The organism is Intrasporangium sp. (assembly GCF_051961875.1).
GTDB lineage: Bacteria > Actinomycetota > Actinomycetes > Actinomycetales > Dermatophilaceae > Intrasporangium_A.
Window position 1 is genome coordinate 1 of the sequence record NZ_JBQCCV010000042.1, and the last position, 13,648, is coordinate 13,648.

Consider the following 13,648-nt stretch of genomic DNA (forward strand, 5'->3'; position numbering starts at 1 on the left):
GCGGCTACCACGCTCGCAGGAGGCCCTGGATAACCGCGGCGGTCAGCTTGCCCTGAGCCATGCCCATGTCCATGAGCTGGTCGAAGACCCGCTGGTCCAGGGCCGCGGCGCGGACCCCTGCCGCAATGAGGCGAGGTTCCCTGAACATCCTTCTCGCGACAGCCAAATGCCTGAAATGACTCGCCAAAGTTGAGGCCACGGCGCGTCGGTACCGGGATCCCGCACCGACGGCGTTGCCCGCGACCAGGGCGGCGCTCGCGGCGGCGCCCGCGAGCGCACCCGTGGTTACGGCGTAGTAGATCCCTTCGCCGGTGAGCGGGTTCACCAGGCTCGCGGCGTCACCGGCCACGAGCACTGGCCCGCGAGGGTGCGACCATCGCCATGACGACAGTGGCAGGTGGTGCGCCCGCCACTCCTGTCCCCTGGTGGTCGCGCCGGGCAGGAGCTCCTCCAGCGACTCCAACAGCGACGTCCGCGTTGGCGTCGCGACGGCCGGGTCGAGCAGTTCGCCGTACCCCACGTTTGCCAGGCCGTCGCCTCGGTCGAAGGACCAGGCGTAGGAGGGGTGGCGACGGCCGCTGAAGACGATCTGCTGGACACCTGCCCGCTCGGGAGGCACGTCGGCATACCCCCGGATGGCAAGGGCCCGATGAGACGGACCCGGTTGGCCCATGGCAGACCGGACAACCGAGTGCGCACCGTCGGCACCGATCACGATCCGCGCCCGCAGGCAGTCGTCGACCTCGACACCCAGCGCGCCGAGCCGCAGCCCCCTGACCCGGTGTCTCACCAAGGTCGCGCCGCGATCGGTGGCCGCGGCAACCAGCCGCGCGTCGAACACCCTCCTGGGGATCACCCACATGGGCCTCGACAGCGAACGTCGGACCCCGAAGGCGCCAAATCGGACGTCAAACCGCTCCAGCGGCGTCCACCCGTCCGTCACTCCTCGAACGCCGAGGGACACCAGACGATCGACGACGTCTGCGCCAATCCCGTCACCGCACGTCTTGTCCCGGGGGAAAGCAGCCGCGTCCAGAAGCACGACCTCCGCTCCCGGGGCGCCGTCCAGGAGCGCCAGCGCAGCGGCGCAGCCGGCCGGCCCAGCGCCCACGATCGCCACATCGCATTCGCGTGCCCCCATGGCGCCTCCTTCGGCCCGGGCCGTCGCGAGGATCAGTTCCCTACCGCCCGGCCCCCCAAACGCATCCTGGTCGCACCATCAGGGTGATGGCCGGAGCGAGCCTGTGCGGCATACGTTGGCAACCTGCCCGAACACGACCGATGGGAGAAGACACTGATGACCACGACGAGTGCCGGCGCACTGCCTGTCCCGGACGACGAGCTGCTTCGGGCGGCCGAGGCAGGCGACGCCGACGGCGTGGCGGCCGCCCTGCGCTCGGGGGCGGACATCGAGGCTCGGGACGCCAATCGTCGGACCGCGCTGCTGCTCGCGGCCACCCACGACCGGGTCGCAGTCGCGCGGCTGCTCGTCGAGAAGGGTGCGTCGGCAGACGCGGTCGACGACCGCCAGGACACCCCGTGGCTCGTCACGGGCGTCACAGGAAGCGTGGCGATGCTCGAGGCGCTCCTTCCCGCCAAGCCCGACCTCACGATCCGCAACCGCTACGGCGGCGTGTCCGTGATCCCGGCGAGCGAACGCGGGCACGTCGACTACGTCCGACGCGTCGTGCAGACGGGGATCGACGTGAACCATGTCAACGACCTCGGCTGGACCGCCCTGCTCGAGGCGGTCATCCTGGGCGACGGCGGTCCACGCCACCAGGAGATCGTCCGGATCCTCCTCGAAGCCGGAGCCGATCCGGCCATCGGCGACAAGGACGGCGTCACCGCGCTGGATCATGCCCGCGCCAAGGGCTACGCCGAGATGTCCTCCATCCTGACGCAGGCGAACCCAGCCGAGGCCCGCCCGAACTGACACTGTCGTGCCCACTGCTGAGGGTGCAGCACCCGTGCTGGCCGACGGCGTGGTCGCGTACCGCGGGTGGCTCGCGGTTCGGCACCACGCCGAGGGCGTCACGTCACCCCGTCATGAGGGTCCGGATCACACGGTTGCGGCGTGCGCGGCTGCCGCTATGGCGGTCTCGTCGCGCGCTGTGGCCCGCAGGGTGTGCAGCCCGACGGCGAAGAGCGCGACGAACAGCAGGTAGTCGGGGATCAGCGCCAGGCCACCGGGCAGGCCGGCCACGCCGAGGAACGGTGTGAGGAGGAACGCCACGCCGACCCAGCGCGGCAGGACACGCGCCCGGAAGACCGCGACACCGAGGCAGATCATGCCGGCGAGCAGGATGACCAGCGCCGGCGCCTCGAAGGCCATGAGGCCGGGCACGTCGTCGGCCAGCAGCCCGCCGTGCGTGGCGAAGTAGGGCTTCACGTACCCCTCGACGGTTCCCTCGCCGACGTTGAGAATGACGAGCGGCACGAGGACGCCGACATAGCCGATCAGCGTAAGCCGGCGCGACCGCTCACCGTGCACGTGCAAGAGCGCGGGCAGGCCCATGATGACGAGGACGTCGCCGAGCAGCGCGATCGTGTAGAGGCCGATCCATGAGGAGCCGGCGAAGCGCTCGTCGCCGTTGCCGTTGGCGAGGAAGGCGGACAGGTAACCGGCGGTCGCGACGACGGAACCGACGAGCAGGGCCCATGCGGCGAGCCGGGCGGGTGTGCGTTGCATTGGTGTGTTTCCCTCCACTGCGGTGTGCGCCGTCACTGCGACGGCCCGGTCAGCGTGGCGGCCGGCGGCCTTCGGTGTCGTCGTCCTGCCGGATCGACTTGCTACGACCACGGTTGTAGTGGCGGGTCATACCGCACGACGATCCTCGGCGGCCGCGCAGGCGCTACCGTCGGCTCATGACGGACGCCGTGGACGAGACGCCTCGTCTCACGGATGCCGCGCTCGCGATCGGACTGGCAGTCTTCGCCCAGCTCAACCTGCGCTTCAACCTCGACAACTCCACGCCCTACGGGTCGCCCTTCGCGGCAGCCGCCGTGGTCGCGATCGCAACCCTGGCCCTCGCGTGGTGGCGGCGCCGGCCGCTGGCGACGCTGTGCGTGGTGGTCGCCGCCACCGCGATCCCGGAGCTGTTCACCCGGCTCACGGTCACCCTGTGGGGACACTTCGTCCCCCTGCTGATCGCCGTCTACGGGCTGGCGCGCTGGTGTGCGAGCCGCCGCTGGACCGCAGTGGGGATCGGGCTCGCCGTCGCGGCCATCGTGGTCCTCATGTTGCGCGTCCCGTCGGTGGGCACGGCCTCGAACATCCCGTTCACGCTCGTCCCCGTCACCGCGGCCTTCGTCGCCGGTCGCGTCCTGCGGCAGCGCCACGCCGGACACCGCGAGCTCGCGGCCCGCGCCTCGCAGCTCGAGGCCGACCGGGCCGCGCAGATCGCGTCCGCGGTGGCCGACGAACGGGCCCGCATCGCGCGCGAGCTGCACGACATCGTGGCGCACTGCGTGAGCGTCATGGTGGTGCAGGCCGGGGCGTCGGAGGACCTGCTCGACCGTGACCCGGAACGGGCCCGTGCCCCGTTGCGCGCGGTGCAGGAGACCGGCCGGCTGGCGGTGGCGGAACTGGGCCGGATGCTCGGGCTGCTGCGAGATGGCGGCCCGGCCCGGCCCGACCTCGCGCCGCAACCCGGCACGGAGCAGCTGCCCGAGCTCGCCGACCGGATGTCCGGGCTCGGCCTGCCCGTGGGGCTGACAGTGTCCGGAGACCCGCGGCCGCTCCCGCCCGGCGTCGAGCTCACGGCATACCGAGTGGTGCAGGAGGCGCTCACGAACACGCTCAAGCACGGCGGCCCGGGAGTGACGGCGCGCGTCGAGGTGCGGTACCTGCCGCGGACGCTGGACGTGCAGGTCACCGACGACGGCCGGACGGCATCGACGGCCGGCAGCGGCCATGGCTTGATCGGCATGACCGAGCGCGCCTCGATCTGCGGCGGAACCATCGAAGCGTGCGCACGGCCCGAGGGCGGCTTCCGAGTCCACCTCGCGCTGCCACTGGACCCGCCATGATCCGCGTCCTCATCGTCGACGACCAGGCGCTCGTGCGGGGCGGGTTCCGCTCGATCCTGGAGGGGCAGGCTGACATCGAGGTCGTCGGCGAAGCCGAGGACGGCGTGGAGGCCGTCGAGCTCACCCGCAAGCACGCCCCGGATGTGGTCCTCATGGACGTCCGGATGCCTCGGATGGACGGCATCGCGGCCACCCGGGAGCTGCTCAGCGGGGAGAGCGCGACGGTACGGGTGCTCGTGCTGACCACGTTCGACCACGACGAGTACGTGTATGACGCGCTGAGCGCCGGCGCATCCGGCTTCCTTCTCAAGAGCGCGCCCCCGCGCGAGCTCGCCGGCGCGATCCGCACCGTCGCAGCGGGCGACGCCCTCCTGGCCCCGGACATCACCCGGCGCCTCATCCAGGACTACGTGAACCGCCCCCGGCAGACGGCAGCCCAGTCACGAGCCTTCGAGACGCTGACACCGCGGGAGACCGAGGTGCTCGTCCTGATCGCCCACGGCCGCTCCAACGGCGAGATCGCCACGGAGCTCTACCTGTCCGAACCCACCGTCAAGACCCATGTCACGCGCATCTTCGCCAAGCTCGGCGCACGAGACCGCGTCCATGCCGTCGTCCTCGCGTACCAGGCGGGACTGGTCCACCCGGGAGCCGCTGCCCCCTCGCCGGACTGAAAGGTCCCGGGACTACCCCGACAAACACTCAACCAGTTGCGCAACTAAATGAGCGTTGGCATGATGCGAGGGCCATGCCAACCTCACCCCTGGAGACCACCTCCCCGCGGATGCCTCGGCGGAGGGCTGGTGACGTCGATGCCCCGCACTCGGGCCAGGTCCACGACGGCTTTTGACGACGGATCCGTCGAGGACGGTCCGATCTCTCGCTCCGCCATGCGGCCATTCATCGGCAGGCTCGAGTCGCCGCTGACGACGTACTACCTCGTCCTCGGGACGACGACGGCCCTCGTCCTCTTCGGCCTGATCATGGTCTTCTCGGCCTCGAGCGTCAGCTCGCTGCTCGGCGGCCAGGCGTCCTACTCCGTCTTCGCGAAGCAGATGCTCTATGCCTGCATCGGTGCGGCCTTCGCGGCCGCTGCGAGTCGTATGCCGCTCAGCTGGTGGAAACGGCTGCCGCTTCCCGTCCTCTTCGGGGCCGTGGTGCTGCTCTGCCTCGTCCTCGTGCCCGGCCTCGGCGTCGAGGTCAACGGCGGCCGCCGCTGGCTCCGGCTCGGCCCGGTCCAGACCCAGCCCTCGGAGTTCGGCAAGCTCGCGCTCGTCCTCGTCGGCGCTATGGTGTTCGCGAACAAGGGGCGGCTCGTGGGCCTCATGCGCCACGCGATCCTGCCCTACCTCATCCCGGTCTCGGTGATCATCCTCGCGCTCGCCAGCAACGACCTCGGCACCGTGCTCGTGATGCTCGCCATCATCGGCGGTGTCTTGATCATCGCTGGGGTTCCCGGTCGGTTCTTCCTGCTGGCCGGTACCGGCGCGGCCATCTCCGTTGCCTATCTCCTGCACTCGAGCGGCAACCGGATGGCCCGGCTCACCAAGTTCCTCTCCCCCGCGTGCCAGTCGGATCCCGACGGGTGGTGCGGCCAGTCGGTCCACGGCATGTACGCCCTCGCCGACGGCGGCTGGTGGGGCGTCGGCCTCGGCGCTTCCAAGGAGAAGTGGGACTGGCTCTCCGAGGCGCACAACGACTTCATCTTCGCGATCATCGGCGAGGAGCTCGGCCTGCCCGGAACCTGTGTCATCCTCTTCCTTTTCGGTGTCATCGCGTGGGCGTGCTACCGGCTCATGGTCCGCACCCGCGACCGGTTCGTGCGGATCGCGACAGCCGGCATCATGGCGTGGCTGCTCAGCCAGGCGATCATCAACATCGGCGCCGTCATCGGGCTGCTGCCGATCACCGGCATCCCCCTGCCGCTCGTCAGCGCCGGCGGCTCCTCCCTCATCACGACGATGCTCGCGCTCGGCATCCTGCTGTGCTTCGCGCGCAACGAGCCGGACTGCCGCGCGCTGCTGGCTGCCCGCCCAGGCCTGCTCCAGCGGTCACTTGCGGTGCTGCCGGGACGCGCCTGAGCCGCTCGAGCTCAGTTGGCGAGAAGAAGGGTGTCCAGGCCGCGGGTGAGGCCGGTCCGACCCGAGACAGCACGGACCGCTAGCAACGTGCCGCCGACATACGGGGTCGGCGTGCCGCCCGCGTCATGACGTATGGACAGCCTCTCGTCCGGCAGCCCGAAGAGCACCTCGGTCGACACGACGAAGCTGGGCAACCGAATTGAATGCACCTGGGTGCCAGCCACGGTGGTCCCGCGCGCCTCGACCGCGCCGCGGGTCTCCTGCGGCGGCACGTCGACCGAATTGGCCCGCACGCTCGCCAGATGTTCTGCAAGTTCGCGGGCGGTCCCGCTGGGAGCGTCCGGCTTGCCCGCCGAGGCGTAGTCGATGATCTCGCGATGGGGCAGGTAGCGCGCGACGAGCAGCGCGGCCGCCTGCGCCATGGCTGCGGTCAGGGAGAAGTTGCCCGCCGCGATGACGCCGACCCCCGCCTCGGTTGCCGCCCGGTCGATGTCGGCGAAGTCGTCGCCACCGAGGCCCGACGTCCCTATCACGACCGACACCCCCCGGCCGACAGCGGCGAGCGCGCTCGCCCGAACCACCTCGTCCGAGGTGTAGTCGACGAGGACGTCGACACCATCGAGCGCCTCCTCCACAGAGCCGTGCACCGGCACGTCGAGTGGGTCACCACCCCAGGCCGTACCAAGGTCCTGTCCCGCCGATGACCGACTCACGGCACTGCACAGCACGAGGTCGTCGGAGGCCAGGACCGCCTCGGCAATCGGCCGTCCGGCCCACCCCGTGGCGCCTGCCACGCACACGCTGATCGTCATGATTCGACGCTAACCCGTCCCGCTCGAGCCACGAGCGAAGACCGCTGCAGAGTCGGACCCAGAGTGGGTGGCCCCTCGAGGACGCTACGACGAACGTGATTGACGCGCCCGCGCAAGCTCGTCGGCGTTGACCGGCGACAGCGGCGCCTGCCCGGTCAGGACCCGGACGACCTCCTCGGCGGCGAACCGCCGCACCGTGCCGATCGACTCCTCCGAGTAGTACGCGGCGTGCGGCGTGATGACCACGTTGTCCAGGCCCAACAGCGGGTTGTCCGGACGCCAGTCGCTGACCTTCGCCGGTTCCTCCTCGATGTCGTCGAGTCCCGCGCCGGCGATCCAGCCCTCCGTCAGGGCCCGGTGCAGAGCGCGATCGTCGACGATCGGCCCACGGGCGGTGTTGACCAGGATGGCGGTCGGCTTCATCCGCCGCAGCTGGGCCTCGTTGAACAGGTGATGTGTCTGTGGGGTGAGCGGCGCCTGGATCACCAGGTAGTCCGACCCGGTGACCAGTTCGTCGAACGATACGGGACGCGCGCCGGCCGAGGCGATCTCGTCGGCCGGCACGAACGGATCGTGGGCGACGATGTGCATGCCGAACCCGGTGGCCCGGGCGGCGATCGCCCTGGCGATGGCACCGAACGACAGCAGCCCGAGGACGTTGCCGCGCATGCGGTGTATCGGCGCTCCCGACTGCCACTGCCAAGTACCGCTCCGCGTCGCACGGTCGTAGACGTTGATGCTGCGAGCCACAGTGAGGAGCAGCGCCATCGCGTGGTCGGCGACCTCGTCCTCGCACCAGTCGTTGGGAACGTTGGTCACCAGGATGCCGTGCTGGGTGGCCGCCTCGACATCGACGATGTCGACACCCGTGCCGTAGCGCGCGATCACCCGGCAATGCGGCAGCTCGCCGATGACGCGAGCGCTGATCGTCGCGTACTGGGCCACGACCGCCACCGCCTCGTGGGCGACCTCGATGACCTCGTCCTCGGTCTTGCACTGGGCGGCGACCAGCTCGAAGCCCGCCTGCTCGATGATCGCCCGCTCGATGTCGACGTCGCCGTAGTCGTAGTCGGCGATCACCACCGTCTCGGGTCGGCTGGCCACGGCACCCCCGTCTCGCTTATCCGTGCCGTGCTGGCGACTGGGTCGCGGCGCGGGCACCTGGAGGAACGAGTGCGCCCCCGTCCGACGCGCTCGTCGCCACTCGCGAGTAGAGCGACAGGATGCCGCGGGTGTGCCGAGCGGACCGTGGTGACCACGCGGCGCGCCGCTGGTCCAGTATGTCGCTCACCTCCTCGGGCGGGCGCGGCCGGCCGTCGACACCGACGATCGCCAGACGCCGTTCGGGCACGCTGAGCTCGATCAGGTCGTTCTCCTCGACCAAAGCGATCGGCCCCCCGTCCAGCGCCTCCGGAGCGACATGTCCGACGCACGGACCCTTCATGGCCCCCGAGTAGCGGCCATCCGTGACGATGGCGGTCGTGTGGTTCAGGTCCGGGTCGGCGGCCAGGATGGCGGCGGCGAAGTACATCTCGGGCATGCCGTTGGCGCGGGGACCCTCGTAGCGGATGACCATCACGTCACCCGGCCTGATCTTGCGCTCGACGAGTGCGTCGATGGCGTCGGGCTCGTCCTCGAAGACCCGCGCCGGACCCGTGTGGACGTGCATCTCCTTCGGGACGGAGAAGCTCTTCACCATCGCGCCGTCCGGGGCGAGGTTGCCCCGCAGGACCGCCACGCCGCCGTCGGGACCGAACGGATCGCTGCGCGGCCGGATGATCTCGTCCTTGCGGACCTTGAAGTTGGTGAGGTGGCCGAGCCGTTCACGCATGAAGAACGGGCTGTGCTCGATCTCCTCGAGATTCTCCCCCAGGGTCTTGCCGGTGACGGTGAGGCAGTCGAGGTGCAGCAGGTCGCGCAGCTCGAACATCAGCGCCGGGACGCCACCGGCATACCAGAAGTAGTCCACCGGGTAGCGGCCCGTCGTCTTCACGTTGGCGAGGACAGGCACCTCGCGATGGATGCGATCGAAGTCGTCGATCGTGATCTCGACGCCGGCCTCCTGCGCGATCAGGGGCAGGTGCAGCAGTGCGTTCGTCGAGCCACCGATGGCGGCGTGGATGACGATGGCGTTCTCGAAGGCCTCGCGCGTCAGGATCCGCCGCGGCGTGATCTCGTCGGCGAGAAGCCGCAGCACCTGCTTGCCGGCCGCACGGGCGTAGCGCAGGAGCTTGGTGAGCGGCTCTGGCACCAGTGCCGATCCGGGAAGGGCCAGGCCGAGCGCCTCGGACAGTGCCTGGCCGGTGGCGGCGCTGCCCATGAACTGGCACGCGCCGCAGGTGGGGCAGGCCCCCCGCTGCGCCAGCTCGAGCTCGTCCGCGGGCAGCTCGCCGCGCCTGAGGGCGGCCCCCATCGCCCAGATCTCGTTGGAGGTGATGTAGTTCGCGGCGTTCACCTGGACCCCGCCGGGCACGTGGATGGCGGGCAGGTCGCAGCGAGCCATCGCGAGGAGGTGGGCCGGGACCGACTTGTCGTTGCCGGAGATCAGCACCATGGCGTCGTGGGGGTGGCCGAGCGCGTGGATCTCGATCATCGCGGCCATGACGTCCCGCGAGACCAGCGAGTAGCTCATCCCTTCGGTCGCCTGGACGACGCCGTCGCAGATGTCGGAGACGACGAAGTCGGCGGGCTTGCCGCCGGCTTCATACACCCCGTTGGAGACCTCCTCGATCAGGCCACGGAAGTGGAAGGTGCCAGGGTGACCCATCCCGTACGCGCTCTCCACGAGAACCTGCGGCTTGCGCAGGTCTTCCTCCGTCCAGTTCATGCCCAGCCGGAGCGCGTCGCCCTGGAAGTTCACCTCGCGCAGGCGCTGGCTGCGGAGCCTGTCCGGCCCGGCAGGGTTGCTGGCGCGTTCTTCGACCATTCGAAACCTCCGACCTGCTCGGGTCCCCCCGCTGATCGAACGCCTGTCTCGCCTGTCTCGACTCGGAAAGCCTACTCTCGGGCGCGCCCCCGGGTCACTCGACACCGGTGCCCCGTTCCGGCCGGGAGTACGCTGATGATGCCGCCGAGCGTCGCGGGTGAAGGAGCACACCTCATGCTCGAACACGATCCTTCTTTCCGGTCCGTCCGGCTCCGTGGGGGCTACCCTCCGCTCGAGGACCTCGGGCTGATCGGGGACGGGGAGACCGTGGCACTGGTCGGCCTGGACGGGGCCATCCACTGGCTGTGCCTGCCCCGCTTCGACTCCGAGCCGGTCTTCGCTGCCCTGCTGGACCACGAGCGCGGCGGCCACTTCACGATCGCCCCGGACGAGGTGGTGGAGGCCCGGCAGTACTACCAGCCCGACACCGGCGTCCTGGTGACCGAGCTGCGGAGCCGTACCGGCCTCGTCCGAGTCACCGACGCACTCGCGCTGCGCTCCGGGGCCGACCTGACCGACGACGTTCCCGGGGGGCGGGGCGAGCTGGTGCGGTCGGCGGTGGTGCTGCAGGGGGACGTCACGCTTCGGGTCGAGCTGGAACCGCGTGGCGGCGCCCAGACCTGGTTGGCGGCCAGCGGCCTGCGGCTCAACCCCTCCCGACGGCCTGACCTCCGGCTCCATCTGAGGTCCAGTCGGCCCCTCGGCGGCCTGCAGGACACGTTTGACCTGAGGCAGGGTGACTCCCTGGACCTGGTGCTGTCCTGGGGACGCTCCCATCGGCATCACCGCTTTGACGCGGGAGCCATGCTGGAGAGCACCGCCGCGGCGTGGCGCCGGTGGATGACGGCCTTCAGCTACGAAGGGCTGCAGGAACCGCTCGTCCGGAGGGCGGCAATCACCCTGAAGCTGTGCGACCACTGGGTCAACGGCTCGCTGGTCGCCGCCGCGACGTCCTCGCTCCCCGCGCCGGTCGGCGGGGTGCGCAACTGGGACTACCGCTACACCTGGGTCCGCGACGCGGCGTTCACCGTCTTCGCCCTGCGCCGCATCGGGTTCGGCAACGAGGCCGACGCCTTCCTCGGCTGGGTCCTGGACGCCTTCGAGCAGAGCCGCCAGGCCCGGATCATGTATGACCTCGACGGCAGCCCGGTCCCCGACGAGCGCGAGGATCCCGAGCTCGAGGGCTACCGGCGCTCAGCCCCGGTGCGCTGGGGGAACGGCGCGGCCGACCAGCGGCAGCACGACGTCTACGGCGAAATCCTCGACTGCGCCGACCAATGGGTCCGCAGCGGCGGCCAGCTCGAGCCATCGCTGTGGTCGGCGCTGGCCCAGCTGACCGAGTTGGCCGGGGAGGCCTGGCGGCAGCCCGACCAGGGCATCTGGGAGGTCCGCAGCGAGGGCCGGGTCTTCACGTACTCGGCGGCGATGTGCCAGGTGGCGCTGGACCGGGCCGCGGCCATCGGTGAGCGGCTCGACCTGCCCGGGCCGGTTTCGGCCTGGCGAGCCGCGGCCGACAAGCTGCGGCACACGATCCTTGACCAGGCCTGGGACGAGGACGCCCAGACGCTGAGCGAGCACCTCGGCGGCGGAGGCAGCCTCGACGCGAGCCTCCTGGCCCTTCCGCTCCGCCGCGTCGTCCCGGCCGACCACCCGCGCATGGTGGCCACCACCGCCGCTGTCGCCGAGCGCCTCTCGGCCGGAGACGGGCTGCTGTACCGCTACCTGCACCACGACTCGCCCGACGGCATCCCCGGCGACGAGGGCGCCTTCCTGCTGTGCAGCTTCTGGCTGGTCGACAACCTGGCCATGCAGGGCCGGCTGGACGAGGCCGAGAAGCTGTACGACTCGCTCTGCGCCAGGGCGAGTCCGCTCGGGCTGCTGTCGGAGCAGATCGACCCGACGACGGGCGATCTGATCGGCAACTTCCCGCAGGCGTTCAGTCACATCGGCGTCATCGCCAGCGGTGTGACTCTCGCACGGGCCCGCGCCGACGGCAGTCGCCATACCGCCGCCGGGGAGCGGTGATGATCGAGCGGCTCGCCATCTTCGGGGCGACAGGCGACCTGACCGCCCGCTACCTGCTGCCCGGGCTGGCCGCGTTGCGGACCACCGACCAGCTCGATGATCGATTCAGTCTGGCCGCCGCCGGCCGGGAGGACTGGGACACAGAGGGATTCCGGCAATGGGCGTCCGCCCAGCTCGACCGTCACGGAGCGGGCTACCCGGCCGCCGCGCGACAGGCCGTCGTGTCGGCGGCGACGTACTACCGCGCCGACGTCGGCGACGTCCCCAGCGTCGCGGAGGTCATCGCAGGCGACGCGCCCGTCGCGGCCTACCTCGCGCTCCCGCCGGCCGTCTTTCCCCTCGCGGTCACCACCCTGCACGAGGCGGGCCTGCCGCCAGGCAGCAGGATCGTCCTGGAGAAGCCCTTCGGTGTGGACCTGGACAGCGCCGCCGAGCTGAACCGCCTGCTCGCCGACTTGCTGCCCGAACCGGCGGTGTTCCGGGTGGACCACTTCCTGGCCATGACGACGGTGCAGAACGTCCTCGGCACTCGGCTCGCCAACCGGATGCTCGAACCCATCTGGAACAGCACACACATCGACCGGGTGGACATCGTCTGGGACGAGTCCCTCGCCCTGGAGGGCCGGGCTGGCTACTACGACGGGGTCGGCGCGCTCAAGGACATGCTGCAGAACCACCTGCTGCAGCTGCTCTGCCTGGTCGCCATGGAACCGCCGATCAGCCTCGGGGAGCGCGACCTTCGCGACCGGAAGCTCGACGTCCTGCGATCCGTGCGGCCCCTCACCGACTCCGATGCGGCGCGTCACACCCGCCGTGGCCGCTACCTGGCGGGACGGATCGGTGACCGCGAGATTCCGGCTTACGTGGACGAGGACGGAGTCGACCCCCGCCACGGCACGGAGACCTTCGCCGAGATGGAGCTCGAGCTGGACAACTGGCGTTGGCCCGGAACGACATTCCGGCTGCGCACCGGCAAGGGGCTCGGTCGGGACCGCAAGGAGGTCGCCGTGCACTTCCGACCGGTCCCGCACCTGCCGTTCGGCCACGACGGGGAGGCCGGGCCGAACGTGCTCCGGTTCGGGCTCGAGCCGGAAACCCTCAGCGTCGAGCTGACGGGCATAGGGGCTCGAGTCCACACCCTCTCCCCGCTGGAGCTGACCGCACGCCTCGACCCGCCGGAGCTACCGGCCTACGGCCGGCTCCTCCTGGACGTGCTGAACGGCAACGCCGCCTTGTCGATCCGCGGCGACGAGGCCGAAGAGGCTTGGCGCGTGGTCGCGCCGGTGCTCTCGGCGTGGTCGAGTGGACTCGTCCCGCTCGAGGAGTACGCGGCCGGCTCGGACGGCCCTCGCCCCGGCACCTCGGCCCGGTCTGCACCGGAGGGCGCCGCGGGCTAGCGCATCAGACGTTGCCGTCACCGTCGTTGGGGCCGCCGACATTGTCCGAGTCATGGTCGCCGCCACCCGACTGCGGGACGGGGTTGGGGGCAGCGGTCATCCTCGGCGGCAGGGGCGCCGGGACCGGACGAGCGGCCCGAGGTGCGGTGGCCTCGACTCGAGGGGCGGATGACCTGCTCGGGCTTGGTTGCGGTGCAACCACCGCCATGTTGCCGCCGGGCGTGGCGACGAACCACAGCTGCTTGACACCCTCGCCCTTGGTCTGGCCGGGTGCGGTGTCCCCTTGGAACAGGTACAAAGGGTGACCGTCGTAGGTGACTTGCCTGCCGCCGGATCGGGTGATGCTGCCGAGCGCGTGGGGCAGGCTGACCTGGC

Annotated in this window: 11 protein-coding genes and 1 pseudogene; 6 read left to right on the forward strand and 6 right to left on the reverse strand. The window is 70.6% G+C overall.

The window, feature by feature from the left end:
* Positions 1–4 precede the first annotated feature (4 nt).
* Positions 5–1,141 carry an NAD(P)/FAD-dependent oxidoreductase gene (locus ACTHJJ_RS02460; protein ID WP_440301349.1) on the reverse strand — a complete coding sequence of 379 codons (1,137 nt, stop codon included), beginning with the start codon at positions 1,139–1,141 and terminating at the stop codon, positions 5–7.
* Between the two features lie 156 nt (positions 1,142–1,297).
* On the opposite strand from ACTHJJ_RS02460, the gene ACTHJJ_RS02465 reads away from it, so the two are divergent.
* Positions 1,298–1,936 (forward strand): ankyrin repeat domain-containing protein, encoded by a 639-nt coding sequence (locus tag ACTHJJ_RS02465; protein ID WP_440301350.1) that lies wholly within the window; start codon positions 1,298–1,300, stop codon positions 1,934–1,936.
* Between the two features lie 126 nt (positions 1,937–2,062).
* Here the strand turns inward: ACTHJJ_RS02465 and ACTHJJ_RS02470 are convergent, their stop codons facing one another.
* Positions 2,063–2,692, reverse strand: a complete 630-nt coding sequence (locus tag ACTHJJ_RS02470) for a hypothetical protein (protein ID WP_440301351.1) — start codon at positions 2,690–2,692, stop codon at positions 2,063–2,065.
* 176 nt (positions 2,693–2,868) lie between these two features.
* Here ACTHJJ_RS02470 and ACTHJJ_RS02475 point away from each other — a divergent pair, with 176 nt between their 5' ends.
* The 3 genes from ACTHJJ_RS02475 (at position 2,869) to ftsW (ending at position 6,113) form a co-directional block, all read left to right on the forward strand.
* Positions 2,869–4,032 carry a sensor histidine kinase gene (locus ACTHJJ_RS02475; RefSeq protein ID WP_440301352.1) on the forward strand — a complete coding sequence of 388 codons (1,164 nt, stop codon included), beginning with the start codon at positions 2,869–2,871 and terminating at the stop codon, positions 4,030–4,032.
* The gene (locus ACTHJJ_RS02480; RefSeq protein ID WP_440301353.1) at positions 4,029–4,706 is read left to right on the forward strand and encodes a response regulator; all 678 of its coding nucleotides are present in this window, start codon (positions 4,029–4,031) and stop codon (positions 4,704–4,706) included. The genes ACTHJJ_RS02475 and ACTHJJ_RS02480 overlap by 4 nt, the downstream gene beginning before the upstream one ends.
* Before the next feature lie 216 nt (positions 4,707–4,922).
* On the forward strand, positions 4,923–6,113 hold the full coding sequence (gene ftsW / locus ACTHJJ_RS02485; RefSeq protein ID WP_440301354.1) for a putative lipid II flippase FtsW: 1,191 nt from the start codon (positions 4,923–4,925) through the stop codon (positions 6,111–6,113).
* Between the two features lie 11 nt (positions 6,114–6,124).
* On the opposite strand, the gene dapB is transcribed toward ftsW, so the two are convergent.
* The 3 genes from dapB to ilvD form a co-directional block, all read right to left on the reverse strand.
* Positions 6,125–6,925: a 4-hydroxy-tetrahydrodipicolinate reductase gene (gene dapB / locus ACTHJJ_RS02490; RefSeq protein ID WP_440301355.1), complete on the reverse strand. Its 801-nt coding sequence runs from the start codon at positions 6,923–6,925 to the stop codon at positions 6,125–6,127.
* Between the two features lie 84 nt (positions 6,926–7,009).
* Complete coding sequence (locus tag ACTHJJ_RS02495) at positions 7,010–8,029, reverse strand: C-terminal binding protein (protein ID WP_440301356.1); 1,020 nt, start codon at positions 8,027–8,029, stop codon at positions 7,010–7,012.
* Positions 8,030–8,045: 16 nt separating this feature from the next.
* Positions 8,046–9,851: a dihydroxy-acid dehydratase gene (ilvD, locus tag ACTHJJ_RS02500; RefSeq protein ID WP_440301357.1), complete on the reverse strand. Its 1,806-nt coding sequence runs from the start codon at positions 9,849–9,851 to the stop codon at positions 8,046–8,048.
* Between the two features lie 174 nt (positions 9,852–10,025).
* Here ilvD and ACTHJJ_RS02505 point away from each other — a divergent pair, with 174 nt between their 5' ends.
* The gene (locus tag ACTHJJ_RS02505; RefSeq protein WP_440301358.1) at positions 10,026–11,876 is read left to right on the forward strand and encodes a glycoside hydrolase family 15 protein; all 1,851 of its coding nucleotides are present in this window, start codon (positions 10,026–10,028) and stop codon (positions 11,874–11,876) included.
* Positions 11,876–13,273, forward strand: a complete 1,398-nt coding sequence (locus ACTHJJ_RS02510) for a glucose-6-phosphate dehydrogenase (protein ID WP_440301359.1) — start codon at positions 11,876–11,878, stop codon at positions 13,271–13,273. Before ACTHJJ_RS02505 ends, ACTHJJ_RS02510 begins: the two co-directional genes overlap by 1 nt.
* 4 nt (positions 13,274–13,277) lie before the next feature.
* Here the strand turns inward: ACTHJJ_RS02510 and ACTHJJ_RS02515 are convergent.
* Positions 13,278–13,648, reverse strand: a pseudogene (locus ACTHJJ_RS02515) (hypothetical protein); the annotation flags it as partial.

Coding starts and splice junctions, on each gene's coding strand:
- ACTHJJ_RS02460 (WP_440301349.1), bottom strand. CDS start 1,141: ATGGGGGCACGCGAATGCGATGTGGCGATCGTGGGCGCTGGGCCGGCC.
- ACTHJJ_RS02465 (WP_440301350.1), top strand. CDS start 1,298: ATGACCACGACGAGTGCCGGCGCACTGCCTGTCCCGGACGACGAGCTG.
- ACTHJJ_RS02470 (WP_440301351.1), bottom strand. CDS start 2,692: ATGCAACGCACACCCGCCCGGCTCGCCGCATGGGCCCTGCTCGTCGGT.
- ACTHJJ_RS02475 (WP_440301352.1), top strand. CDS start 2,869: ATGACGGACGCCGTGGACGAGACGCCTCGTCTCACGGATGCCGCGCTC.
- ACTHJJ_RS02480 (WP_440301353.1), top strand. CDS start 4,029: ATGATCCGCGTCCTCATCGTCGACGACCAGGCGCTCGTGCGGGGCGGG.
- ftsW (WP_440301354.1), top strand. CDS start 4,923: ATGCGGCCATTCATCGGCAGGCTCGAGTCGCCGCTGACGACGTACTAC.
- dapB (WP_440301355.1), bottom strand. CDS start 6,925: ATGACGATCAGCGTGTGCGTGGCAGGCGCCACGGGGTGGGCCGGACGG.
- ilvD (WP_440301357.1), bottom strand. CDS start 9,851: ATGGTCGAAGAACGCGCCAGCAACCCTGCCGGGCCGGACAGGCTCCGC.
- ACTHJJ_RS02505 (WP_440301358.1), top strand. CDS start 10,026: ATGCTCGAACACGATCCTTCTTTCCGGTCCGTCCGGCTCCGTGGGGGC.
- ACTHJJ_RS02510 (WP_440301359.1), top strand. CDS start 11,876: ATGATCGAGCGGCTCGCCATCTTCGGGGCGACAGGCGACCTGACCGCC.